At 54.2% G+C, this 25,600-nt stretch carries 22 protein-coding genes; 17 read left to right on the top strand and 5 right to left on the bottom strand.

Annotation, left to right across the window (positions count from 1 at the left end; genetic code table 11):
- Positions 1 to 63 precede the first annotated feature (63 nt).
- The gene (locus tag KXU80_RS15055; protein ID WP_219834085.1) at positions 64 to 1,089 is read right to left on the bottom strand and encodes a substrate-binding domain-containing protein; all 1,026 of its coding nucleotides are present in this window, start codon (positions 1,087 to 1,089) and stop codon (positions 64 to 66) included.
- 323 nt (positions 1,090 to 1,412) lie between these two features.
- Between KXU80_RS15055 and KXU80_RS15050 the strand changes: the two genes are divergently transcribed.
- The 5 genes from KXU80_RS15050 to KXU80_RS15030 are packed head-to-tail and all read left to right on the top strand — an operon-like array spanning position 1,413 to position 6,576.
- Positions 1,413 to 2,765: an ABC transporter substrate-binding protein gene (locus KXU80_RS15050; RefSeq protein ID WP_219834084.1), complete on the top strand. Its 1,353-nt coding sequence runs from the start codon at positions 1,413 to 1,415 to the stop codon at positions 2,763 to 2,765.
- A gap of 15 nt (positions 2,766 to 2,780) precedes the next feature.
- Positions 2,781 to 3,656: a carbohydrate ABC transporter permease gene (locus KXU80_RS15045; protein ID WP_219834083.1), complete on the top strand. Its 876-nt coding sequence runs from the start codon at positions 2,781 to 2,783 to the stop codon at positions 3,654 to 3,656.
- Positions 3,643 to 4,482, top strand: coding sequence for a carbohydrate ABC transporter permease (locus KXU80_RS15040; RefSeq protein ID WP_219834082.1), 840 nt, complete (start codon positions 3,643 to 3,645; stop codon positions 4,480 to 4,482). The genes KXU80_RS15045 and KXU80_RS15040 overlap by 14 nt, the downstream gene beginning before the upstream one ends.
- A 34-nt stretch (positions 4,483 to 4,516) precedes the next feature.
- On the top strand, positions 4,517 to 5,464 hold the full coding sequence (locus tag KXU80_RS15035) for an MTP-1 family protein (protein ID WP_258171020.1): 948 nt from the start codon (positions 4,517 to 4,519) through the stop codon (positions 5,462 to 5,464).
- A 50-nt stretch (positions 5,465 to 5,514) separates the two neighbouring features.
- A complete protein-coding gene (locus tag KXU80_RS15030) occupies positions 5,515 to 6,576 on the top strand; it encodes a BtaManbiosPhlase (RefSeq protein ID WP_219834081.1) in 1,062 nt (353 codons plus the stop codon).
- 91 nt (positions 6,577 to 6,667) lie between these two features.
- Here the strand turns inward: KXU80_RS15030 and KXU80_RS15025 are convergent, their stop codons facing one another.
- On the bottom strand, positions 6,668 to 7,213 hold the full coding sequence (locus tag KXU80_RS15025; protein WP_219834080.1) for a GNAT family N-acetyltransferase: 546 nt from the start codon (positions 7,211 to 7,213) through the stop codon (positions 6,668 to 6,670).
- 104 nt (positions 7,214 to 7,317) lie between these two features.
- The gene (locus tag KXU80_RS15020) at positions 7,318 to 8,394 is read right to left on the bottom strand and encodes a hypothetical protein (protein WP_219834079.1); all 1,077 of its coding nucleotides are present in this window, start codon (positions 8,392 to 8,394) and stop codon (positions 7,318 to 7,320) included.
- Positions 8,395 to 8,686: 292 nt separating this feature from the next.
- Between KXU80_RS15020 and KXU80_RS15015 the strand changes: the two genes are divergently transcribed.
- From KXU80_RS15015 to KXU80_RS14995, 5 genes are all read left to right on the top strand, one after another.
- Entirely contained in the window at positions 8,687 to 9,580 is an 894-nt protein-coding gene (locus KXU80_RS15015; RefSeq protein WP_219834078.1) for an ABC transporter permease, read from the top strand.
- Positions 9,581 to 9,583: 3 nt separating this feature from the next.
- The gene (locus KXU80_RS15010; RefSeq protein WP_219834077.1) at positions 9,584 to 10,480 is read left to right on the top strand and encodes a carbohydrate ABC transporter permease; all 897 of its coding nucleotides are present in this window, start codon (positions 9,584 to 9,586) and stop codon (positions 10,478 to 10,480) included.
- Between the two features lie 84 nt (positions 10,481 to 10,564).
- The gene (locus KXU80_RS15005) at positions 10,565 to 12,292 is read left to right on the top strand and encodes a type 2 periplasmic-binding domain-containing protein (protein ID WP_219834076.1); all 1,728 of its coding nucleotides are present in this window, start codon (positions 10,565 to 10,567) and stop codon (positions 12,290 to 12,292) included.
- 239 nt (positions 12,293 to 12,531) lie between these two features.
- A complete protein-coding gene (locus KXU80_RS15000) occupies positions 12,532 to 14,340 on the top strand; it encodes a sensor histidine kinase (RefSeq protein WP_219834075.1) in 1,809 nt (602 codons plus the stop codon).
- Positions 14,341 to 15,933, top strand: coding sequence for a response regulator (locus tag KXU80_RS14995; protein ID WP_219834074.1), 1,593 nt, complete (start codon positions 14,341 to 14,343; stop codon positions 15,931 to 15,933).
- A 111-nt stretch (positions 15,934 to 16,044) separates the two neighbouring features.
- Here the strand turns inward: KXU80_RS14995 and KXU80_RS14990 are convergent, their stop codons facing one another.
- Positions 16,045 to 16,923 (bottom strand): helix-turn-helix transcriptional regulator, encoded by an 879-nt coding sequence (locus KXU80_RS14990; RefSeq protein WP_219834073.1) that lies wholly within the window; start codon positions 16,921 to 16,923, stop codon positions 16,045 to 16,047.
- A 304-nt stretch (positions 16,924 to 17,227) separates the two neighbouring features.
- Here KXU80_RS14990 and KXU80_RS14985 point away from each other — a divergent pair, with 304 nt between their 5' ends.
- From KXU80_RS14985 to KXU80_RS14955, 7 genes are all read left to right on the top strand, one after another.
- Entirely contained in the window at positions 17,228 to 18,421 is a 1,194-nt protein-coding gene (locus KXU80_RS14985) for an LLM class flavin-dependent oxidoreductase (protein WP_219834072.1), read from the top strand.
- A 30-nt stretch (positions 18,422 to 18,451) separates the two neighbouring features.
- Positions 18,452 to 19,747 (top strand): ABC transporter substrate-binding protein, encoded by a 1,296-nt coding sequence (locus KXU80_RS14980; protein WP_219834071.1) that lies wholly within the window; start codon positions 18,452 to 18,454, stop codon positions 19,745 to 19,747.
- Positions 19,748 to 19,753: 6 nt separating this feature from the next.
- Positions 19,754 to 20,629, top strand: coding sequence for a carbohydrate ABC transporter permease (locus KXU80_RS14975; RefSeq protein WP_219834070.1), 876 nt, complete (start codon positions 19,754 to 19,756; stop codon positions 20,627 to 20,629).
- Between the two features lie 23 nt (positions 20,630 to 20,652).
- Positions 20,653 to 21,462 carry a carbohydrate ABC transporter permease gene (locus KXU80_RS14970; RefSeq protein WP_308858092.1) on the top strand — a complete coding sequence of 270 codons (810 nt, stop codon included), beginning with the start codon at positions 20,653 to 20,655 and terminating at the stop codon, positions 21,460 to 21,462.
- 203 nt (positions 21,463 to 21,665) lie between these two features.
- Positions 21,666 to 22,388: an SDR family oxidoreductase gene (locus KXU80_RS14965; protein WP_219834068.1), complete on the top strand. Its 723-nt coding sequence runs from the start codon at positions 21,666 to 21,668 to the stop codon at positions 22,386 to 22,388.
- 50 nt (positions 22,389 to 22,438) lie between these two features.
- The gene (locus KXU80_RS14960; protein ID WP_219834067.1) at positions 22,439 to 23,059 is read left to right on the top strand and encodes an NAD(P)-dependent oxidoreductase; all 621 of its coding nucleotides are present in this window, start codon (positions 22,439 to 22,441) and stop codon (positions 23,057 to 23,059) included.
- 192 nt (positions 23,060 to 23,251) lie between these two features.
- Positions 23,252 to 23,677: a GNAT family N-acetyltransferase gene (locus KXU80_RS14955; protein WP_219834066.1), complete on the top strand. Its 426-nt coding sequence runs from the start codon at positions 23,252 to 23,254 to the stop codon at positions 23,675 to 23,677.
- A 142-nt stretch (positions 23,678 to 23,819) separates the two neighbouring features.
- Here the strand turns inward: KXU80_RS14955 and KXU80_RS14950 are convergent, their stop codons facing one another.
- The gene (locus KXU80_RS14950; RefSeq protein WP_219834065.1) at positions 23,820 to 25,565 is read right to left on the bottom strand and encodes an alginate lyase family protein; all 1,746 of its coding nucleotides are present in this window, start codon (positions 25,563 to 25,565) and stop codon (positions 23,820 to 23,822) included.
- Positions 25,566 to 25,600: the final 35 nt, after the last annotated feature.

Genomic DNA, 25,600 nt, shown 5'->3' with positions numbered 1-25,600 from the left:
CCCCCGAGCATCGACGATGCTTGGGGGTTTTTGGTCGTGCAAGTCACTGCAGCCAGCCGGCAGCTATCGGCCTTCCGGAGCGGGACCTGTCGACTGCCGGACTAACAGGGACGTGGAGAGGAGCATCTCTGTCTGAGGCAAATCGGGCTGTTCAATCCGGCTTAGAAGACGCTCGACGGCGCAAGCTGCATAAAGCGGCAGGTTCACATCGATGGTCGTGATGGCAGGCATGGCGATCCGGGACAAGTAGCCGTTGTCGAAGCTGACGATAGAGACATCCTCCGGCACGCGCAGCCCCATTTGCTGCAGCGCGGAATTCACGATGAAGCCGAAGCCGTCATTGATGCAGAACCAAGCTGTTGGCTGCGAGGGCAGGCCATTCAACCGGCTGCGCACGGTCTCGTTGTCTTCGACAGCGTCTGTAATCAGCCACTGCTCCTGCAGAGTAAGCCCAAGCTCGTAAGCGGCGAGCCGCATTCCTTCCAAGCGCTCGTAATAGCTCGGGGATAGGCGGATGTTGCCAACAAAACCGATGTCGCGATGGCCGAGCTCCGCGAGATGCCGGATCGCATCGAACGCGCTGAAGCGGTTGTTCGTCAGGATAGAATCAGCGTGAAGCAGCGGATGGTGATGGTCAATCATGACCGCTGGAATGCCGGTATTCAGCACGGCTTGCAAATAAGGAGTCGTGATATGGGACAGAATCAGTACACCGTCCACGGAACGCTCCTCCAGAAATTCGGGCAGCGTAATGGATGCTGCGTGTGCCGGACTGATGGATTGTATCGTAAGGCTGCAGCCGTGTTTACTTAATTCTTTGTCGATGCTCAAATAAATGCCGCCGAAGAAGCTCTTCATGGAAAACGCATAATCCGATGCAATGAGGGCAATGGTACGTTTAGCATTCCCTTTAGCGGCATAATCAGGCAGCCGCTTTGCATAGGTGTAGCCCATTTCATCCGCGGTTTGGATGATCAGGCTGCGCGTTTCTTCGCTGACGCCGGGTTTGCCCGTGAGCGCTTGAGAAACGGAATTTTTGGATATGTTAAGCTTATCCGCTACATCCTGCATCGTTACTTTCGTCTTCAAAAGGGTAACCTCCGTTGTCGGCCGTTCAAAATGAAAAGAGAAGACCTGTATCTTTCATTGTTTCTATTTTCGCGTGGAGTGTCAAGTGGAATCATGCTTAGCGGTGTAGAGTTTGTAAAACTTATGTTTATATTGTAACGTTACTTAAGATTATTATCAACATTACATATTGATTATGAAAACGTAGCCATCTTTATTTTGTCACTTGACTTATATAATTACAGAGAGCATAATGAGACTCGTTCCTACATGACAGGTAAGTCCCGTAAGTTAAGATTGGTTAAAGCGGATTCATCACAACACTATGGAGGGGTTATGTGAAGATGAAAAAGAGAAATTCGGTTTTGCTGGCTGCCACACTTACAGCCGGATTGTTGTCGGCTTGTTCAACGGGCCAAGGTACTGCAACGAATAACAACAGCAACAGCAATAGCAGCAACAACGGTGCTTCCGCCGGCGGTGTGACGACCATCGAATTCTGGGCGGCGCCGAATCCGACGCAGCAGGCTTACTGGCAAGAGATGGCTAAGGCATATGAAGGTGTTAACAATAAAGTCAAAATAAATGTAAGCGCAATTAAAGAATCCCCAACTTCGGAAGCGAGCATTCAAGCAGCGATCGCCGCGAAGAGCGCGCCGACGATTTCCGAGAATATTAACCGGGGCTTCGCCGCACAGCTATCCGATAGCCAAGCGCTTGTGCCGCTGGACACGATTCCTGGCTTCACCGATGTTATCAGCGGTCGAGACATGACGAAGACGATCGAGCCTTGGAAATTCGCGGACGGCCATCAATACGTGCTGCCGATCTACTCCAACCCGATGCTGTTCGGCTGGCGTCTGGACACGCTGAAGGAACTCGGCTACGATGCGCCACCGAAGACGTACAGCGAAATCCTCGATCTGACGAAGAAGCTGAAAGCTAAATACGGCGACAAGAAATACCTATGGGCGAAAGCTGACCTAGCAGATCCTACGGCGTGGAAGCGGTGGTTCGACTTCTACATGCTGTATGATGCGGCATCCGGCGGCAACAAGTTCATCGAAGGCAGCAAGTTCACGGGGGATCAGAAGGCTGGGGAGCAAGTCCTGACATTCGTGGATAACCTTCGTAAGGAGAAGGGCATTCTTGCCCGCCAGGTAACGGATCCGTTCGAGACAGGCACAGGCATTTTCACCGACATTGGCCCTTGGACATTCTCGACATGGGCGGAGAAATACCCGAACCTGAAGTTTAACGATACGTACACGCTGACCATGCCTCCGGTACCGGATGGCGTAGACCCGGCGCAAAGCAAAACGTTCGCGGATACGAAAGGCCTCGTCATCTATGCTTCGGCATCCAAAGAGCAGCAGCAGGCTGCGGTCGACTTCATTAAATGGGTCTACAGCGATGCGGCTAACGACGCCAAATGGTTCAAGCAAACGAACCTGCCGCCGGCGCGCGACGACTTGTCCACGAATGATGCGTTCAAACCGATTTTGGAAGAAAACCCGCAGTTGAAACCTTACGCGGAGAATGTACCAAATGCAGTACCGCCGATGGACAACGCGAAATATAACGATTTGCAGACAATTATCGGCGTAGAAGCGTTCAACAAGGTCGTGAAAGGCCAAATTGCACCGGCAGATGGCTGGGCAGCGATGAAAACCGCCTTGGAAAACGCCCTGAAATAAGGGAGGCTCCACCACATGGACCAACGTAACAATAAATTGGGCTGGCTGTTTACCAGCCCTTATCTCATTTACTCGATCATTTTCTTTTTCATCCCGCTGATCTGGACGCTGTTCCTCTCCGCGACGGATTGGAATATGATCAAGCCAACGTTTAATTTCGAGGGTATCAGCAATTTCGCGGATGCGCTGAAGTCGCCAAGCGTTCACGCGGCATTCTGGAACACGTATCGCTTCATGCTTATCTTTGTACCGATCGTCACCGTTCTTGCCATCGGCGTAGCCGTGCTGGTGCATGGGCTTTCGCGTTTTAAAGGATTGTTCCTGATCGGATTCTTCCTGCCTTACTTGAGTTCCGGCGTTGTTTCGGCGCTGATCGTAAAAGGTTTGCTTTCCTATAACAGTCCGATTAACGAATTCTTTCGCAGCATGGGATTCGACATCGACTGGCTTGGGACGCCGTTCACGGCGTTATTCATCGTAGGGCTCATTCTCGCTTGGAAGTTCACGGGCTATTATGCCCTTATCATAACTTCGGGTCTTGAAAGCATTGATAAAGAGGTTTATGAGGCTGCGGCGATCGACGGGGTCAAGGATAGTCAACGGTTCTGGCGCATTACGCTGCCACTTCTGTATCCGTCGATGTACACGACGCTCATTCTGGCTTTCGGCGTCACCTTCGGGATTTTCACCGAAGTGTACCAGCTCACCGGCGGCGGTCCGGGCAATGCCACCAATACGTGGCAGATGGAAATTTTCAAACAAGCGTTCACGAACCTGCAGAGCGGTTATGCTTCCGCTGTAGCCTTGCTGGCTTCCATCGCGACGTTCATTTCCATTTTCATCATCCGCAAATTACTGGAGGTTTGGGGGAAGCGCAATGGTTGGGTCTAAACGGCACAGCGGCACAAAGCGGGCGATACGTTATATCCTGGCCATCGTGCTTCTGCTCATTATGGTGTATCCGTATTTATATATGGTGCTCAGTTCGTTCGCGGATTGGTCCCAAATCGATAAGACGCTTATTCCGACGAAATTTACGACCAAATCGTACGATTGGTTGTTCCACGGGGGAGAGACAGGCGTTACGCGGCCTTGGCTGCATGCTTTCCTGAACAGCGTGATTGTTTCCATCAGCTCCACGGTGCTGATGATGATCTTCGGCGTTATGGTCGCTTATGCGCTGGCGAAGATGAACTTCTTCGGCCGCAATGCCATTAACAACTTTGTATTGTTCCATATGTTCTTCCCGGCGATTATTCTGCTGATTCCGACCTTCCTGATCGTGCAGCGAGTGGGCTTATATGACTCGTATTTGGGGCTTATTCTTCCTAAAGCAGTCAGTCTGTGGGCGATCTTCATGTATACGAACTTCTTCAAGGCAGTGCCTCAAGTGTTCATTGAAGCGGCACGCTTAGATGGAGCGACCGATTTAAAGATCATGTTCCGCATCATGCTGCCGATGTCGAAGTCGATTACGACCGTCATCTTCCTGTTCCTGCTCATGGAACGCTGGACAGAGCTGTTGTGGGATCTGATCGCCGTTAAGAGCGATTCCATGCTGACCTTGAACGTGCTGTTGTCGCAGATGTTCGGGCCTTACGGCTCGTTCCCGGGACCGCTCTATGCGGCATCGACAATTCTGACGCTGCCGATCATTATCATGTTCTTGTTCTTCAGCAAGAAATTCAAAGAAGGCATGCAGTTCAACTTGAAATAATAGCAAACAGCTGAACAAGCGAGGAGAGAGAAGAATGGCTGCTAGTTGGGGAAAAAGCATGGGGCCGCAATTGTGCGGCGAGCTGCTTAGCGCCTACCGCGCTTCTGGCGCACGGGCCGAACAAGCGGAGCGTATCGCATTCGGCGGTTATGCGGATAAGGACGTGTACAACATTGCTGCTCCATTCATGGATAATGGCGTGGAAATTATTGCAGGACGCGTGGAATCGCGCGACAGCGAGCATTCCGAGGTCGTCTTCTTCGCGGAGCGGGAAGGCACATGGCTGCCGCTCGCAGATGCACCGGTGCTCGTGCTGCAGGATCCATTCCACTGCCGGATCGGCGGGGAGCTGGTGGTCGGCGGCGTGGAAATTTATCCGCATCCCGTGAACGAGGGAGCGCTGATGTGGCGCACCGTCTTTTACCGGGGCGGGGATATCCGCAGCCTGAAGCCGTTCTTCAAAGGGCCGGACGGCATGAAGGATCTCCGGCTCGTCGAGCTTGCGGACGGCAGCATCGGCATTTTCACGCGTCCGCAGGGCGAGAAGGGCGGCCGCGGCAAGATTGGCTACGCCCGCGTTGCGACGCTTGATGAGCTGACGCTGGATGTTATTAATGAAGCACCGCTGCTGGTCGGCCAATTCGCGGAAGGCGAATGGGGCGGTGCCAACGAAGCGCATCTGCTGCAGGATGGCCGCGTCGGCGTGCTTGGGCATGTCGCGAAATTCGATGAAGCGGGCGATCGCCATTATTATCCGATGGCGTTCCTATTCGATCCGGCGGACGCCTCGTTCTCGGTCATGAAGCTCATCGCGGAACGCAGCCGCTTCCTGCCTGGCCCGTCCAAGCGGCCTGATCTGCAGGACGTCGTCTTCAGCGGCGGGCTGGTTCGCCGTGCGGACGGCAGCGCCGTGCTGTATGCGGGCATCAGCGATGCAGATGCCCAGCGGATCGTTATCGAAGATCCATTTCGAGGCCTATAATCTTCTTCACCGAAGTCACCGAAGAGTTAACATGTAGAGGAGTAAATGCTATGAATATTTACCGTTATGAACAAAATCCGCTGGTTACGCCGGCTGACGTAAAGCCGCATCGCGACGATTTTGAAGTCATCGGCGCGTTTAACGCTGGCATAGCGGAATACAACGGCGAAGTTATTATGCTGCTTCGCGTAGCCGAGCGTCCCATCAGCCCCGACCCCGAGGTTGTGCTGGCGCCGGTGTACAATGTGGAGACGTCGGAGCTCGAATTGATTCCCATTCGCAAGGACGACGAGCGTTATGACTTGTCCGATCCGCGCGTCATTATTTTGAAGGAACATGCTCCGGCATTCGAATACCTGACTTCGCTGTCCTACCTGCGGATCGCCCGCAGCTCGGACGGCCATCATTTCACCATCGACGAGAAGCCGTTCCTGTATCCGTCGCAGACGCTGGAGACGTTCGGCATCGAGGATCCGCGCATTACGCAAATCGGGGACACGTATTATATTTATTATTCCGCCGTGTCTCCGGTCGGCATCGGGGAATCGCTTGTTTCGACGAAGGATTTCGTGCATACGACGTATCACGGCATGATATTCGGACCGGATAACAAGGATGTGCTGATCTTCCCGGAACGCGTGAACGGCAAGTATTACGCGCTGCACCGCCCGACGACGAAGAGCGTCGGACGGCCGGAAATGTGGATCGCCGAGTCCGATAACCTGCTGTACTGGGGCAATCATAAGCATCTTATCGGCCTGCGCGACGGCATGTGGGACAGCGGCCGCCTCGGCGGCGGCGCGGTTCCGTTCCGGACGGAACGCGGCTGGCTGGAGCTGTACCACGGCGCGACCAAGGATCACCGCTACTGCATGGGCGCGGTGCTCTTGGATCTGAATGACCCGTCGAAGGTCATTGCGCGTTCCGTGAAGCCGGTCATGGAGCCGGAGGCCGATTACGAGGTGAACGGTTTCTTCGGCGGGGTCGTATTCTCATGCGGCGTGCTTGTCGACGGCGATCGCGTACGGATGTACTACGGCGCCGCGGATACGTCCATGGCTTGCGCGGAGCTGAGCCTGCAGGAAATTCTGGACAGCTTGGAGCCGGTATAAGGGCAGGCTGAATAGGAATAGAGAAGGCTTCCGAGTGAATCGGAAGCCTTCTTTTGCATCCCTAGGTCGAAGCATTCGGGGATTACCCACGTCAGGTCAGCATATTATTACAGTTTTTTAGAATGGCATACACATACGTATCGTACGCGTTGCCATTCTGATACATATAATCGCGAAGCAAGCCTTCTTTTTGGAAACCCAGCTTCGTCAGTAAGCGGTTGGATACTTCGTTGTCGATGAACACAACAGCCCCGATGCGAGTAAGGCTCATTTCATTGAATCCATATTGAATGACGGATGATACAGCTTCGGAGGCATACCCTTTTCTCCAATGTGCAGGGTTTAATTCATACCCTATTTCTGCCCGTTTATGTTTAGGCGACCAGGCATTAAAGCCAATCGTACCCATTAATCCTCGAGTGCCTTTTAGCTCAATCCCCCACCGTATGCCTCTCTTCTCGATATAGCTTTTGGCAAAGAAATCAATAAGCACCTTCGCTTGCTCGCTATGATTGAATGTCTCTTGTCCGTAATAACGTGTAACCTGTTCATTAGAAAAGCAATCAAATAAGTCCTTTTCATCATCGACAGTAATTTCTCTCAATCGTAATCTTGTCGTTTCTAATCTAGGAAACATCGCTTTCCCCCTCGTCCATTTACCGTATTAAGAAAAAAGGGGCGATCCCAAATGTCATTTCCCATGACGTTTGGGACAACCCCTTTTCCATCTAACACGCCGTCCTATTCGACGACGACATCGTTGTATTTATTGGCGCGCAGCGCTTCTTCAAGCGCGGCTTTCCACTCCGCTTTGCTTTCGCAGGACGGCGAAATGACGATTTTCTTCAGCAGGCCGGTATCGAAGCCGACAGGCAGCTGTTTTTTCGTCTGATTGAACTGCTCCTTGCTTTGCGGAAGCAGGACCGCTCTGACCTCGTTCTCCGCTTTAAACGCCTCGTCCTTGACCAGAACGCTGCGAATGCTGAGCCACGTCGATTCTGCCATTTCCGGATGGTCCTTCAGCCTCTGCTTAATCTCGTTCTTGGTCAGCGGTTTCTGGCCGGTTTCCTGACGGAATAACGTCGTGTATTCCTCGACGATGCGGCTGTGGATGGCATCGACGGCTCCTTCATGGCTTTTATAATCGAGCGGCGTATACGCGTCGGTCTGATCCTTGCTGCTCAGCTCGTCGATAATTTCATGGATGATGCCGGCGTAAGCCTGCTGCTGCTTCTCCAGCCGTTTGATGTAAGCGGCGAGAATACCCGCATACGACATACCGGGCTCTTGAGAGATGCTCTCCATGAACTTGGCAAGGTTGTCCCCGCCGGCTGCCTGCAGACGATCTACCTTCTCGGCATCGGCGTAATGGACTTTATTGAACAGCAGCTCGAAGCCGCGCGGCGCGCGAAGCGGGTTGCCGTCGAACACGAACGCGATCTCTCCGCAGGCCGTGCTCGGGAACGAAGCGGCTACCTCCTCGGTGAATGATGCGACGTAGCTGTTCTGCTTCAGCACGCGAGAGAGCGAACCTTCTAGCGATACGCCGGCTTGATAGGCTTGCTTCCGCAGCTGAGCGGCCGTCAGCGTATGCATGAAGAATTGCTGCTGATTCACGCCCGGCATCGTGCTGATCATCACGAGAGCCTGCTGGAAGGTGCTGATGAGATCCTGCATGTAATGCAATCGATTGAATTCTTTTAAATAGTGCAAAATGTCGTTTTGGCTGTCCAAGCTGCCGATGCGCGAAAGCAGCAATTCCTTGGAGCTTAGCATGCCGGAGGCGCTTTGAATATCTCTTGTGTAATGTACGATCATTGTTCTGTGCTCCCTTTTTTTCATGGAAAAATAGTCAGTGTCTATTTAATTATACAGAATCTATCGTGGTTTATCCAAGTTTCGCGGGAACCTCAACAAAATTCGGATTAATTGGGAGTTTATTCAAGATGGCTGCGCCCGTATTTTGTCGCGATAGCGGTGGGTTTTGTACACTTGAGCCGCGTCTGCGCCTAGGGCGTATCATTCTCTAATCATTACGATAAAAATCCAATCGTTGTCATATCGATCGCTTGCCGCTCTATTTGTATAATTAGCGTACAGAGGTGATCGCATGCTTGAGAAACTGGCAAAATACCGCTACCAGTACATTATGATTGCCCCAGCCGTCGTGCTGCTGCTGCTGTTCAGCTACATTCCGATGGCCGGCATTCAAGTCGCTTTCAAAAACTTCCATATCGGCTATACGATCTGGAACGCCCCGTGGGTGGGACTGGGCAACTTCTCTTTTCTCCAGGACGACCAGTTCTGGATCGTCGTGAAGAATACGGTCATCATCGCGGTGCTCAAATTCATATTCGGTTTCCCGGCGCCGATTCTGCTCGCCCTGCTCATTAATGAGGTGAAGCACAGCGGATTCAAGCGGTTCGTCCAATCGGTCAGCTACCTGCCGCATTTCTTCTCCTGGATCGTCGTTGCTTATATTTTGCAGTCGCTGCTGACGCTTGACGGCGGGCTGGTTAATCAATTCGTCGCGAAGACGGGCAACGATCCGATCTTCTTCCTGGGTTCGACAGAATGGTTCCGTCCGATGATCGTGGCTAGCGGGCTGTGGAAGGAAGTCGGCTGGAACACGATTCTGTATTTGGCGGCCATCACGACCATCGATCCGCAGCTGTACGAAGCGGCCAAGGTGGAAGGTGCCGGCAGACTCGCGCAAATCCGCCATATTACACTGCCCGGCATCCTGCCGACGATTTCGATCGTCCTGATCCTTAGCATGCCGAGCTTGATCGCGGTCGGAATGGATCAGATTTATCCGTTAATGAATCCAGCGAACCAGCCGGTCGCTGACGTACTCGACACGTACATTTTACGAAGCGGACTACAGCAGGGGTACTTCGGCATGGCGACGGCTGTCGGCCTGTTGTCATCCGTCATCAGCTTGATCCTCGTGCTCATCACGAATGGGATGTCGCGCAAACTCAACGGGGAGGGGCTTTGGTAAAGCATGAAACGTTCGGTAAGCGACCAAGCAGGTCAATTCATCATCATCGCGCTTCTCTTATTGCTGTGCTTCTCAGTCATCTATCCGTTTCTGTATATGCTGGCGATCTCCCTGAACGTAGGGAGCGACGCGGCCAAGGGCGGCGTGTACCTGTGGCCGCGCCAGTTCACGTTGTATAATTTTCGGATCGTGCTCGGCAACGAAATCATCCGACATGCCTATTGGATAACGGCAGCCCGGACGATCGCGGGCACGGTCATCGGGCTGCTCGTTACACTGCTCGCCGCGTTCGGCTTGTCCTACCGGGCGCTTCCCATGCGGAACACGCTGCTCGGTTACGTGCTGATAACGATGCTGTTCAGCGGCGGCTTGATCCCTTTCTACATCCAGCTTCACGATCTCTCGCTTCTGAACTCGTTCTGGGTGTATATCGTGCCAAGCGCGTTCTCGGCCTGGAACATGTTCGTCATGATGAAATTCATTCAAGGGGTCCCGGAGGCGTTGATCGAATCGGCCGAGATGGACGGCGCGCAGCCGTTCCGGGTGCTCTGGTCCATCATTTTGCCGCTGTCGAAGCCGATGCTGGCAGCGCTCGGCTTGTTCACTGGCGTTATGCACTGGAACGATTGGTTTGCGGGCGCTTTCTTCGTCTCGAAACAGAGCCTTATCCCGGTGCAGACGTTTCTGCAGCAGCTGCTATCCGCGCAGGATATTTCGGCCGTGCTCGGCTCGGGCAATAACGTGGAATCGATCGCCAGGGGCACGAGCCTCGCGAACGTGACGCTGATGTCCGTGAAGATGGCGACGGTTATGGTAAGCGCTATTCCGATTCTATGCGTTTATCCATTCCTACAGCGGTACTTCGTCAAGGGTGTACTCATCGGTTCCGTCAAAGGCTAAGGCGGATGGGGAGCCGGCAGCTATTAAACAACAGGTGTACGGAAACACCATATAACTGGAGAGACAGAAAGGGGAAAGCAACGCATGAAGATGCTTACGGCAAGAAAACGTATGGCGGCGGGGCTGGCAGCGCTTGTGCTTGGCCTGACGGCTTGCGCCGGCGGAGGCAGCTCCGGCGGCGATAATACGGCTGATAATGCAAAGGCGGGATCGAACAGCGCCAGCGCGAACCAACCGGCAGGCACGAATTCAGATGCAGGGGAATCTGCCGGATCCAAGGCGTTCAAGCTGTGGCTCGGCTGGACAGCGACGATCAACAACGACAGCATGGTGCAGAAGTATTGGAGAGAGCATGAACCGGGCATTGACGTCCAGCTTGAAGCGACGCAGGGCGACGCCATGACGGCCCTGAACCTGAAGCTGAATACGGGCGGCTTCGAGGATGCGGCACTATTCGGAAGAAGCGACATCGTCAATTCCTCGATGATCCGCTCCGGCAGCATTCTTCCACTCGATCAGTACTTCAATATGCCGGACAAATATCCGGGCCTCGCCTCCATTCCGAAGCTCTATCTGGACGGGATGAAGGACAAGGACGGCCATATCTGGTCAATTCCGACGTGGTTCGACCAGAACCCCGAAGATCCGTGGCCGGGCTGGGCTTCACTCGGGTGGTTCGTGCGGAAGGACATCCTCGATAAGACGGGCATGACCATGGATGATCTAAAGACGATCTCCGGAGTGGAGAGTTACCTCAAGGCCGCGGTCAAGCAGAAGGACCCGTCCGGTAAGGCGTATATCCCGCTCAGCTTCCTGTCGGACGCAAGCGACGAGAACGTTATTCTGAGCACGTTCGGGGTGTCGACAGCTACTGCCGGTGGTGTCATTCCAGTGGAGAAGAAGGGTGATGACTATCAGTTCATTTACGATAATCCGCAGTACAAATCGGCCTATCAATGGATGAACAGTATGTATCGCCAAGGGCTCATCGACGCCGAGGCGATTACGGACAAAGCGGAGCGCTACAAGGAGAAGACCAAATCCGGACGCATCGCGATGAACGCAGGCGGATTCTTCAACATGGATGCGCATATCTGGGAAATTCTAGACGGTCCGACCGAACCGGCGTGGTTCTATGAGACGATTCCGTATCCGCAAGTAACGGGCGTCGATCACATCGGAGCGAATCAAATCGTCAATCCGTTCCCGGGCAACGACCTATATATCAGTAAAGATTCGAAAAACCTCGATGCTATTCTTGCCTTCGTGGACTATATGCTGCAGCCAAAGCCGGAACAGCAGCAGGTCGCGAGCGAAGGCCCGGCCGGCGTGTTCTGGAATTGGGTAGATAAGCCGCTTGGCAAATGGCAGTACACGGATGCCAACTACCAGCAGCTTCACGATTCCGGGGATGCCGCCAAATTCGCGAGCACGAACCCGGGGCTGTACGGCATCTCCTCCTACAGCAACGCCTGGTACCCGTGGTGGAACTATGCCGTGACGAACCCGAAGGGTCGGCAGAAAACGATCGATTTCACCGAGCAAATCGGCAAAATGGGCGGCGTTCGCGTCGCGCAGCCGTACGACATGGTGAAGGCGAAGCCGGGCGGCGTGTGGGAGAAATATTTGCCGGAGCTCGAGAACGTCCGTAAGGAGTATAAAGCGAAGCTGCTGATGGCCAAAGACGACAAGGCGTTCGAAGCGGCATGGGCCGACTTCCAGTCCGCTCTCGAAAAACGCGCGCATTGGAGCGAGCTGAAGCAGGAGTGGAGTACATCCCTCCAAGAGCAAGGCGCCGCGGCGAAGGCATAAGAAGGCAGCGATTGCATCGAAACGGGCATGTTTGCTTGACCAAGGGGAGCCGTCTATCCGACGGCTTCCCTTTCGGCACGATTCGGCGCGGTTGACGTGATGGATTGACGGTGGGAGAGCAGGGGGCGCTTGACGGCATTCCGCGGGTGCAGTCGCCCCGAGCAGGTTCGATCTGGCTCGAACCGATAACCGGCCGGCCCGGGCGTATGATATACTGCGTTTAGAAAGGGGAGGGAGCCTTGCGGCTACGACTCGACAAATGGATTCTGGGCTTCACCCGCAGACTCAGCCTCCGCGGCAAAATTGTCGTGCTCTACGTGCTGATTCTGCTGCTGCCGACGCTCGTGTTCAGCAGCGGTGCCGTCTATCTGGTCATCCGCAGCTTTCACCACAGCTACATGAACACGGCGGAGGAAGCTGTACGGCAGACAGCGCAGATCGTTGATTTCAGCAAGAAGAGCTATGATCTATTAGCCGTTCGCACGGCGACCGACGGCGAGCTGATCGCCCGGCTCGGACGTGAGTACGCGGACATGACCGAGATCGTGGACACGGTTAATTACGTGGACAGGACGTTTCAAATCACGAGCAAATATTTGCCGGGCATCACGGATTTCCGCATCTACCATACGAACGGGACGCTGGTGCAGGACGGCCAGCTGCTGTGGCGTCCAGAGGCGCGGATGCTCTCCGGCATGGACGAGAGCGCTTGGTACGAGCAGTCGAAGAGGTCGCCGAACCCGTTATTCTGGAGCAGCGTGCCTGGCAATCCGAACCAGAGCATCCTGACGCGTAAAATCATCGACAATACCGGGGAACTGCTCGGCAGGGTTTATATCCTATTAAACTACGATACGGTGTTCGGCGAGCTGCTGGACCATCCGTTCAACGACGGCAGCCTGTACATCGTCGACGATTCCCGCCGCGTCCTGGCCGCAACGAACCGCGCGGAAATCGGAAAGCGCTTGCAGTTGAAGGTGTGGCCGGACGATAACGTGAGCACGAAGCAGACAGCCGCTCCGGACAAGAGCAGTGACGTGCTGGATTTGACCGGGACGAAGGAAATGCTGATGACGCAGCCTTTATCCTCCCATTGGACGCTTGTGGCGCTCATGCGCACGAAGCATCTGGACAATCAGAACCGGACGATCCTCATTGTGATCGTGGGGATCGTTACGTTCTTCCTCCTGCTTTCGCTGTCGTTGATGACAACGATCGTCCGCAATATCGTCCGGCGGATCCGTAAGCTCGGCACGCGCATGGGCGACCTGTCGCGCGGGGAATTCGAAGCGGTCGTCCGATACAGCGAGAACGACGAGCTGGGCGAGCTGGAAAACCGGTTCAATTCCATGTCGGAGCGGCTCGGCAAGCTGGTCGAGGACATCACGAAAGCAGGCCTGGCGGAGAAAGAGCAGGCGTTCAAGGCGCTGCAGGCGCAGATCAATCCGCACTTCATTTACAACTCGCTCGGTCTTCTGCGCTGGCGGGCGATGGACGCGGACGATCGGGAGCAAATTCAGATCATCGATGCACTGACGACTTTTTACCGGATTACGCTGAACAATCAGATCAGCGTCATCCGCATCTGGGATGAACTCGAGCACGTCAAGGCTTACCTTGAGATTTGCCAATTCCGGTATCCGGGGCGCGTGCGGGTGGAGTGGGACATTGACGAAGGTGCGATCGAGAGTTACACGATCAAAACCGTGCTGCAGCCGATCGTGGAGAACTGCTACCTGCACGGGGCTATTACACGCAGGCCCGGCGCGCTGATTCGCATTGCCGTAACCCGGCAAGCGGATACGATCCGCATGTCCGTCTACGATAACGGACAGGGCATTCCGGCAGATGTGCTTCGGGACGTCGAGAGGGGCACGCATGTCGGCAAGGGAAGCGGATTCGGAACGCCGAACATTAAAGAACGGCTCGCGCTGTATTTCGGCAGCGACGCGGCACTTGCGATTGAGAGCGAGCCCGGCGCATGGACGCGGGTATCGATCACGTTCCCGGCTTGCAGCGCGGAGCCGGCGATCAGGAGGGAATCCTAAATGCTTAAGGTGCTTATCGTGGACGACGAGCCTTCCAATATTCAAGGCCTTGTGCGTTATATCGATTGGCTCGGGCTCGGGTACGACAAGCCGGCCGCGATGGAATCGGGAGAGGAGGCGCTGGGGGCGCTGCGCGATGCTGCGTTCGATGTACTCATCTCCGATGTGTCGATGCCCGGCATGAACGGCATCGAGCTGGTGGCGGAGGCCAAGAAGCTGCACCCGCACCTGCAAGTGCTCATGATCAGCGGCTATAACGAATTCGAGTTCGTGCAGGACGCAATCCATGTCGGGGCGCAGGCGTACGTGCTCAAGCCGCTCAAGATGGAGGAAGTGTCGGGTCGGCTCGCGGGGTTCAGAGAGACGCTTCAGAAAATGCGGAGTATCGTCGAACAGACGAGCGAGCTGGAGAAGCGGGTGTCGGAGAGTCTGAAGCTCGTGAAGGAACGGTTCGTGAATGATCTACTTGCGGAAATTCCGCAGACGAACGACATGCTCGCCTCCTGGAACAGCCTCATCGCGCTGCCGGACGCTGTGGGAGGGTTTCAGCTGCTCGTCTTCGGGCTGGACCATTTCTTGTCGGCAGGCAAGGAGGCGAAGGACAGAATTTTGCTGGGCAGCGGATTCAAGCAAACGGTGGATGTCGGTTTATCCGACGCGGAGCCGATGTACTTGGCGCAGATTGCGCCGGATGAAATCGTCGTATTGCTATTCGGTCAATCGCCGCAAGAGCGGGCAAGAATCGAGAAGCGTGTATCTTTTATCCAAGGCATGATGCGCGAGCAGTACGGCCCCACCGTGACGGTCGGCTGCGGACGGGAGGGAAACCGCTGGGCGGAAGTACCGCTCTTGTACAAGGAAACCAAGTTCATGATGGCCAAGGCGCGGCTGATCTCCGATGGTCAGATCGTTCGGCATAACGACATGGACGTTAACGAATTCCAGGATTTTCGGCTGCGGGAAGAGCTGATGCCGAATATCGTGAAGCTTATGGAAACGGGCGATGCAGCGCAGGTCAGAGCGTATATGAATCAGATCTTGGATCTGCTGCTGGCGCAAGAGCCGGCTTCATTCTCCTACGTGCAGGCGTTCGGTATGAGCTTCCTGAGCGAGTTGATCCGGAATTTGAAGTGGAAGGACGAACCAGAGGGCAATTTGAACATTCTCATGTGGCGGCGGATGCTGGATTGCCGGAGCACGGGGGAAATCATACTTCTATTGGTCGATTATGTGGAACGGTACATGACGATTGAGAAGAAAGCGCGAATCCATCAGCAGCATAACTTGATCAAGCGGGTTGCGCTCTTCATCGAAGAGCGGCTGCAGGAGAATTGGACGGTGAAGCAACTGGCGGAGGAATTCAGCTTGAATGCCAGCTATCTGAGCGTCCTGTTCAAGCGGGAGCTCGGGAAGACCATCTCCGAGTTCGTCCAGGAGACGCGCATCCAGCGGGCGCGGGAGCTGCTTAAGAATCCGAATATTAAAGTCTATGAAGTAGCGGACCGGGTCGGAATTCAGACCTCGGCGTATTTCACGTATTTGTTCAAGAAGCTGGTCGGCTGTACGCCGCAGGAATACAGGGATTATCACTAGAAGCTCTCGCGCAGTCAGCGCCCGAGCTGCAGCTCCGCGCGCAGTCAGCGCAGGAACTGCAGCTTGGGCTTTTTTTGTTTATCACGTGCATCAAGGCTGCTGAATCAGACCTTATTCCTCACCCGGCTGCCCGCGGTACGCATTCGGTGACAGGCCGACAAGCTTCTTGAATGCTTTGGAGAACGTAAACAAATCGGGGTAACCGACGGATTGCGCGATTTCGGCTATTTTGTAGCTTGTTTGGGCAAGCAGCAGACGAGCTTCGTTCATGCGAAGCTGCTGCAGGAACTGGATCGGCGTGACGCCGTAAGCTTTGCGGAATTGCTTGGTGAAATGCGTCCGATCCACGCCGGCGTATTCTGCCACTTGTCCGATCGAAATTCCGTCCGCGTAGTGGATTTCCATGTACTCGGTCCCCTTCTGAAGCCAGCTTGACGGAGGGGCTGTTTCAAGCATCTCTGCTGCGCGGCAGGCGGACAAGGCATCGAATACGCGCAGGATGTATGCCAGCCGAGTCAGATCGGAAGATTCGCGTTCGGACGGCTCGCCGTGATGCAGCACTTCTATGAACTGCTCCATAAGCGCCAAAATCTCAGGCGTGAGCGAGCTGGGGGCATGAGGGTTCTGCGGCCGCAGGCCGATCCTTTCCAGCAGCTGCAGCGCGAGCTTCCCGTCGAAGGCAAAGAAAATTTTACGGAGCGGCTTCTCCGCATCCGTGAAATATTCATGTGTCACCTGCGGGAAGAGGCAGAACATATCGTTTGGCCGAAGCGGGTAAGTCCGTCCATTCTGGATAAAAGTGCCGTGGCCATCCTGCACGAAGATGAGGTAATAATACGGCGACGTTCGAGGGCCGATATGGTAGTTCGGCTTGGCGATGTTGCGGCCGAGCCGGATTGGCCAAGCGGCGCCGGCTTTCTCGAAGGAAGACGGCGTGAAGTAATGAATCTCCAAGAATTCATGATGATCCTCGCGTAAATGGCCGACCACGTTCTTCACCTCATTTTTCCAAGTTAGTAGTTGGAATCTGTTACTGTCAATATGAGTTTACAAAAGAATAGTAAGGCAATCAATCGATCGCGATAACTTATACCACGCAAAATGACAAAAATACTTAGACACGAATTGACATTGACGGGTCATGCGCAGGCTTGCTATGATTCAAATACAAATTAAACCTAGTGTATTTATCGGATATCTACCGGACCGCTGGAGATGCCTCAGCTAGAGACATAGCCGGTGGGAGGGGGATATTGAAACCATTGATGCATACAACGGAGAGGGGCTTTCCGAAATGACAGCGATACGAGAGGAAATCAGCTTTGGATGGTTTTTACCTACAGCTGGCGACGGCAAATACGTGGGGGTAGCACCGGAGCGTGAACCTTCGCTCTCCTATCTCATCGAAGTGGCGCGGGCGGCGGAACGCTCCGGCCTGGAGTACGTCCTTATACCGACGGGAGGCGCTTGCTTGGATGCATGGGTCGTCGGTTCGGCCGTCATGAGCCACACCAAGACGCTGCGGCCGCTTGTGGCCGTAAGGCCGGGTCTCGTAGCGCCGGTGCTTGCCGCACGTATGGGAGCCGCGCTCGACGTACTCTCGAATGGCCGGGCGATGATTAATGTCGTGACAGGCAGCTCGGTGCAGGACTTGGAAGAGCTCGGCGACCCGTTGGCGCATTCGCACGACGAGCGGTACATAAGAGCGCAGGAATATCTCGAAGTGATGCAGCAGGCATGGACGCAATCGGAAGGCCTCGCAGCGACGGAATTTCAGGTTAAGGATGCCTCCGCCCGCGCGGTTTCGGAAGAGAAGCAGCCTTTCCACGGGAAGTATTATCAATTTACCCGAGCGGTAAGCACGCCTCAGACGGTGCAGAAGCCGCATCCGCCGTTTTTCCTCGGCGGCAGCTCGCCGATCGCCAAGCGCGTCGCGGTGGAATATGCGGATACGTACCTGATGTGGGGCGAGCCGCATGCATGGATCGAACAGCAAATCGAGGAAATCGAAGGCATCCGTAAGCAGGTGGAAGCCGAGAAGGGCATTGAGAAGGTTATGAAATACGGTCTCCGCGCGCAGGTGCTCGTCCGGGATACGGAAGAGGAGGCTTGGGCAGCCGCTTGGGAGATTATCAGCAAAGTATCGCCAGAAGCGATCAAGCAGGCTGAAGCGGCATTCGCCAAGACGGATGCAACGAACCAGCAGCGCCAGAACGAGCTTCGCGAGCAGTCCAAGGGCCAGAACTTCGTCGTCGGTCCGAACCTGTGGACAGGGCTGTCCCTCGTCCGTTCGGGCGGGGCGATCCTGATCGTCGGCACGGCAGAGCAGGTTGCAGACCGTCTGATTGAATACGCGGAACTAGGCATATCGACCTTTATTCTATCCGGTTATCCGCACTTGGAAGAGGCCGAGAACTTCGGTAACAAGGCATTGCCGGTATTCCGGGAGAAATGGAAGCAGCGTCAGGCGGCTTCGGCACCCGTATAACACTTTTAATTCAACGGAGGTTATAAATTGATGAAACAGATCAAATTCAGAGCAGCTTTGCTCATTCTCAGCGTGCTTATCGTATCGGTGCTGTCTGCTTGCGGCAGCTCAAATGCGAATAAAAGCAACACGGCATCCGCTGGGAGCGATGCCGGCAATAAACCTTCGGGCGATCCCGTGACCATCAGCTTCATCCACTGGCGCGGCGAAGACGTGGAGGCGCTGAACGGCATTATCCAGAAATTCGAAGCAGCCAACCCCGGCATCAACGTCGAAATGCAGACGATGCCGTCCGAACAATATCAATCCACCGCGCAGGCGAAGCTGGCAGATGCCTCCGTAGGCGACGTATTCACGTCATTCCCGGGCGCGCAGTTTGGCGCCTTGGCCAAAGCCGGCGTTTTCGCGGATCTATCCGGCGAATCGTTCCTATCTAACTACAATCCTGCCCTGATCGAAGCAGGCAAGCAGGACGGCAAGCAGCTGGCGGTTCCTTATCAGCTTGTTTATAACGATCCCATCTATAACGTGAAGCTGTTTGAGAAATACGGCTTGACGACCCCGAAGGATTGGGATGGATTCCTGGCGCTCTGCGAGAAGCTGAAGTCCGAGGGCATCATTCCGATCGCATTCGCAGGTGCCGATATCGGTCCCGGTCAGCTGATGAACAGCATGGTGATGAACAATGAGCCGAGCACGGATATTTTTACGAAGGTGGAAGCGGGCGAAGCCAAGCTGACCGATCCGTTCTGGGTCAAAACACTGTCGCAATTCAAAGAATTGAACGATAAGGGTTATTTGCAAAAAGACGCTTTGGGCACGAAGGATGCCGCTGCAGGCGCGCTGTTCATTCAGGAGAAAGCGGCCATTCTAGCGAGCGGGTCGTTCCAATTGGCGCAAAACAAGAAGCAGAATCCGAACTTGGAGCAGCAGCTTCTCGCTCCAATTACGGTAGCCGCGGATCAAGCGAAGTATGAAGGTATTCATACGACGACGTTCATGCTGGCCGTGAACAGCAAGTCGAAGCATCCGAAAGAAGCGAAGAAGTTCATCGCGTTCCTGAGTGGTAAGGACATCGCAGGCGAATACGCGAATGCAACGGGCCAGAACGTGACTGTGAAAGACGTGCAGTACACCACGCCTGAATTGCAGGTCGCAACGGCATGGGCGAGCAAGAAGACGCTCTTCCAACCGCGCTTCACCATCACCAACGCGGATAACCAGAAGGCAGTCACGAATTCCATCCAAGCCGTGCTGAGCGGAAAGTCGCCGGAAGACGCCGCGAAAGAGGCTCAGGCGATCGTCGACCAGCATCTGACGAAGTAACACGTCATGCGGAATCGAAAGCTGTTATGGTTGTTCCTGCTGCCGGGCTTACTGCTCTATCTCGCAATATTCATGTATCCGACAGTCACGGGATTATTCTATTCCTTCACGAATTGGGACGGCGTTTCGCCGTCCTATCATCTCGTTGGACTGGATAATTATAAGGACACATTGACGAGCATCGTGTTTAGAAAAGCCTTATTCAATAACGTGAAATTCATGATTGCCGTCGTGTTGGCCCAAACAGCCGTTTCTCTCGGCCTTGCGCTGCTGCTGGTGAAGAACCACCGGATTCACGTGGTGCTGCGGGCGCTTTTTTTCTTCCCGGCGGTACTGTCCTCGGTCTCGGTCGGTCTGATTTGGTCGTTCGTGTACGATCCTTCCCTCGGCCTTATCAATGCCGCTTTAGATCGGCTTGGCGCTGACGCCTGGATGCAGAACTGGACGGGAAGCACGCATATCGCGCTCTATGCCATCGCTTTCGTACAGGTTTGGGCGCATGCCGGGCAGATGATGATCGTGTTTATCGCCGGGCTCCAGACGATTCCAGAGGAGCTGAACGAAGCTGCGCGAATCGACGGGGCAGGGAGATGGCAGATCTTCCGGAGGATAACGTGGCCGCTGCTCGCGCCATCCGCGACGATCGTGGTCGCCTATACGACCATTCAATCGTTCAAGGCATTCGACCTTATCTTCACGATGACCGACGGCGGGCCTAACTACGCTACCGAGATTTTGACAACGTACATTTACCATACGGCGTTTGCCAGTTATGCTTTCGGGCCGGCGTCAGCGGGTTCCGTGATTTTTCTGATCGTGCTCTCCGTGCTGACAGCGCTGCAATTCAGATTGCTGCGCGGCAACCGGATTGCCTATTCCTAACATGAAGGATGCAGTCTATGCGTATGAAAATAATGAAAAGGACGGTGCTGCTCCTCTATGGAGGTGTGATCGCGGCTCCGCTCTATATCGTATTTATCTCGATGTTCAAGTCGTCGCAGTCGTTCTTCGCGAGCCCGCTCGGCTGGCCGAAGCCCTTCACGCTGAACAATCCGATTACGCTGTTTCGCGAGCAACCGATGCTGCAATATTTTTTGAACAGCGTGGAAGTGACCTTCAGCACCGTCCTTTTGGAGCTGCTGCTCAGCACGCTGATTGCCTTCGCAATCTATTGCTTCGGCGGCAAGATTAGCGCGATCGTGTTCGCGTTGTTTACGGCTGGGCTGATCGTCCCGTCGCAGGTTAACATGCTGCCGATTTATTCGCTGAGCCATAAGCTCGGCTGGACGGATCACCATTACGGCCTCATGCTCGTATCTGTTGCGCTGCTCATGCCGGTGTCCGTATTTATGATCGCTGGTTTTATGAAGCTGCTTAGCCATGAGATTATGGAGGCGGCGAGCATTGATGGAGCGGGGGAGTGGCAGCTTTATGCACGCTTCGCGCTGCCGCTGTCAGCGCCGTCGATTGCGGCAGCCGCAACGTTCTTGTTCGTCTTAGTATGGAATGATTTGCTCATTCCGATGCTGATGCTGAACGGAAAGTCGAAGCTGACGCTGCCGCTTGCCATGCTTCAGTTTCGGGGAGAATTCGTCACGAATTACCCCATGCTGCTAACAGGCGTTGTTGTGACGGCCATTCCCATGACGGTGATGTTTCTGTTTCTGCAGCGGTATTTTGTTGCCGGGATGATGGCCGGGTCATTGAAGGGATAACTAATTGAGCATCATATCGTATGGAGGAGGCAGCGTAAATCGCTGCCTCTTCTTTGGTGTTTCTAAGCGTTCTACGCCATGTAGGAGAGATGTGGCGGCAGAAAGGAAGGCGTATAACTTGGGAGCGGCGCTGTCGTTCTTCCATGACCAGCGTTACAATGTAACCGTGACGCATCAGATTGCGGAGGGAGATGGGACGCTTCATGAAACGATATGCGATTGTAACCGGCGCGGACCGAGGATTGGGACTGTCGCTGGTCAAAGGACTTTTGCAGCGGGGGTATCATGTCATTGCGGGTAAATTTATGGAGGGCCTGTCGCAGCTTGATGAGCTGGCGGCCTCGTTTGGGGAGCAGCTGATGCTCGTCGAACTGGACGTTTCCAGCGACGGGAACGTGGCGTTGGCAGCCGAGCGGATCGCGGCCATGACGGAGTCGGTGGACGTGCTGATCAACAATGCCGGCATTCTAGGCGATTGCGAATCGACGATCCTGCAGCCGCTGCCTTTTGCCGAGATGCAGCAGGTGTTCAACGTCAACACGCTCGGTCCGCTTCGCGTGACGAACGCGCTGGCACCGCTTGTGCTCCGCAGCGATGAGAAAATGTTCGTCTATATTTCGTCCGAAGCGGGGAGCATAGGGGCAAACGCGCGAAGCAGCTGGTTCGGGTACTGCATGTCGAAGGCCGCGCTCAATATGCAGGGCGCGCTCATTCACGAGGGCGTGAAAGGTGCCGGAGGCCAAGTGCTGCTCCTTCACCCGGGCTGGGTCCAGTCGTACATGCACGGCGAGCTGAATACGGCCGCGCATCTGACGGCCGATGAGTCCGCAGGTCATATTATGGAGCGGATCGGAGAAGCCGCGGCGGCGCCGAGGACGGATAAACCGGTCTACATGGATTATTTGGGTCAGCCGCTGGCGTGGTAAGATAAATAGATATACCGAGCTATAGGCTCGACGAGAAAGCAGGACTTACGATGAAATTATTGATTCTAGGCGCCACGGGGCGCATTGGCAGGCATTGGCTTAGTCTGGCGGCGATGGATGGGCATGAGGTGACGGCGCTCGTCAGAGATCCAAGCCGCATGCCCCTGACGCATGCGAATATTCAGGTCGTTCAAGGCGATGCAACGAATCTGGAGGACTTGATTCAAGCTTCTAAAGGCGCTGACGCCGTGTTGAGCGCGCTAAGCACGGACGGCGGCCAAGTGCTGTCCGACTGCGGGCCGCTTCTTGTTCAAGCGATGCAGCTGAACGGCATTAAGCGCATCCTAACCATCGGGACGGCCGGCATTCTGGACAGCCGCACGGAGCCGGGGCTTCTTCGCTACCAATCAAACGAATCCCGCCGGACGTTAACGCGCGCGGCGCAGGAGCATCATCGGTTTTACTTGGAGCTGCTGCAGTCCGATCTGGATTGGACCATCGTATGCCCCACGTATTTGCCGGATGGCGAGCAGACGGGGCAATACCGGGTCGAGCGGAATATGCTCCCGATGGATGGGAGGCAAATATCGGTGCCGGATACGGCCGCATTCGCCTATATGCAGCTGTATGAGGATACGTATGTGCGTGCGCGCGTCGGAATTGCGTATTGACCACGCTGCGGCACGTCACGATCTCAATTTCACCTATACGATGACGTGGGAGCAGGGGATACGCGAAGTCGTTGCGGAGCACTAACTCATATGCAACGGTCCGAGGGTTTTGATATCGCTGCGTGCAGTCCGAAGGCTTCTGCTTGTGGTATAATAAATCGCAACGAAAACAAGCAAAGGCGGTACATAACGATGTTCATCGATATACGGTCCCGGCTGAACGAAGCCGATATTCAGGAGCTGCTCGGATGGTCGGTCTTTCCAGATCCGGAGCGGCTGAAGCAGGCCATCACGTTATATGCACAGGATACCCACAGGCTGTTCGGCTATGAATCCGAGGGCGAAGTAGTCGGCTTGATCGGCTATCACGCCGTGGACGGCGGCACGATCGAGATCGACCATATTGCAGTGGCGCCGACAGAACGATACAAGGGCTTCGGCAGAGGCTTGATTCTGGAGCTGTTGGAGCTGGAGAAGCCGGATGTACTTATTGCGGAGACGGACGAGGAAGCCGTCGACTTCTATCGAAGCAGCCGTTTCACGGTGGAGAGCCTCGGTGAGCTGTATCCCGGCACGGAGCGATTCAGGTGTACATATTACGCGGAAGACGAGGAATAGGCTGCAGCACCTGCCGTATAGGAAGGCGTGAAGCAACAAACCCCGTATGCATCGTTTAGCTGTGGCTGAACCATGCATACGGGGTTTGTTTTGCATGAACAAAAAAAGTTCTGCGGCAGGATTGCCGGGAACCTTACTGGTATTATTTAATGACACCTACATCATCGATGAACACGGTTCCTGTCGGCCCCCAGCCTCCGTAGAAGGCAATGCCGTTAATTGTGGAAGCAGGATTCGTAAAGACGACGTTGCTTGCTTTCAGTATGCCGTCTACGTAGATGTCATAGGAATTGGTGAGTATATTTGCTGTGACTTTGATCGTATACCAGGTATTTGGTTTGAAACTCTGGACATTGATATAGTTGCCGTTATTCAAGCGATAAGCTAGATTCGGTCCGGCGGTGTACAGTTCAATAGCGAAGTTCGTGCCGCTCTTTAATCCGAATTTTGCGTAAGGAAACAGGGCCTGCTCCATTACGCTCCATTGCGCGGTAACGGTACCCGACTGAGCGGTAAAGTTTTTTTGTACCAGCGAGGCGCCATTTGCATTGGTATCCGTGATCTTCAAACTTAGCAGCTTATCCTGGGACACATTAACGATGGATGCACTTGAATCGGTCGAATTCGTAACGGTCCAACCTACGGGCGGAGTTCCCGTCGGCATATTATCAAAGGTTTCGCTAACCAGCGTACGTGTGCTTTTCATTACGGTTGGAAACGTCCATGCGTAGTGATGACCTGTTTGCATTAGTGGACGTTTGGAAGCAGCAAAGGCTTCATAGGCCGGATCAGGATAATAATTTGCCATCGCTTCGAATAAATTGCTCGGCCAAGGATCGGATGCCGATGGAAGTTCTGGATTCGCAGCGTAGGGCCACGAAGATGGATGCTGCATGTAGTAAAGGAGGTAATCCAGCGCACTCTTAATTGTCTTCCCTTGCGGAGAAACCCAGTTAAAGAGATCCACGCCTTCCGAATCCAGTGCAACTTGGGCAGCTGCCGTCAATGGAGCCAGATAGAAGTACGTATACTGCAATCCGCTGGCGCCGCGTTTGACTTCCTCGGTAATCGCACCATTCGATGCAATTTGAGCGTCGATTTTCGCTTTGATGAGATCGATTTCGCTCCGAACATGGGCAGGGTCGTCCAAGTAGTGATAAGCCGAAATCGAACCCAGCACGCCCCACATACCCCAATTGTTTGTACGCATTTTATTCGCGTTGGCCACTTTGTCCAGAAACACATCGGATACCCAGCTTTTAAATTGAGCCTTGTCTGACGCATTCCAACCGGAGTAGTTTTGTAAGAGTTCAGCCGATTGGATAAACGCAACTCCTGCATAAGACATAACAAGCGAGCTGTCGTCGCCGCCCACGCCAGTATTGACTCGAGCCCAATTGTTCATGATTTCAATCGCCTTGTCGGCAAAAGAATTCGTTCCGGTAAGCGCATAGGCAGCAGCAGAGACATAAGCGGCCTTCACGTCATCTTGTAATAGGGCGGATGCAGCTATATGGGCGGCAGGACCTGAGTAGTAGGCGGGAACATAGAAGGTTTGTACGGCGCTTGGAACTTCAGTCTGCAGCCATTTTGCTTTGGCTACAAGACTGTCATAGGCAGGTTTCCATGGGGATAAATTAGCTTTTACATTTGATTTAATGGAATCGATTAAGGCTTGTGAATACAAACCGCCCGGATGGGGATAAGCGAATGCTTCTCCGATCATCGAAATCGGGATAAAGAGGAGTGAAGCAATTGTTGCAATCGTTATCTTTCTGAATAAAGATGATTTCATTCTTGGAGCCCCCGAGGAAAAGTATAGGTAAGGAAGGATGAGCAGGATAGAAATGCCTGCGACTAATCGCGTTTGAGTGAAAGAGGAGATCATAAAACCGTTTGTTTTACAAGTTTCGACAGTATCCT

Origin of the sequence: Paenibacillus sp. R14(2021), from assembly GCF_019431355.1 — a bacterium.
In the GTDB taxonomy this organism is placed as follows: Bacteria; Bacillota; Bacilli; order Paenibacillales; family Paenibacillaceae; genus Paenibacillus_Z.
This window is presented reverse-complemented; position numbering and strand designations above follow the sequence as displayed.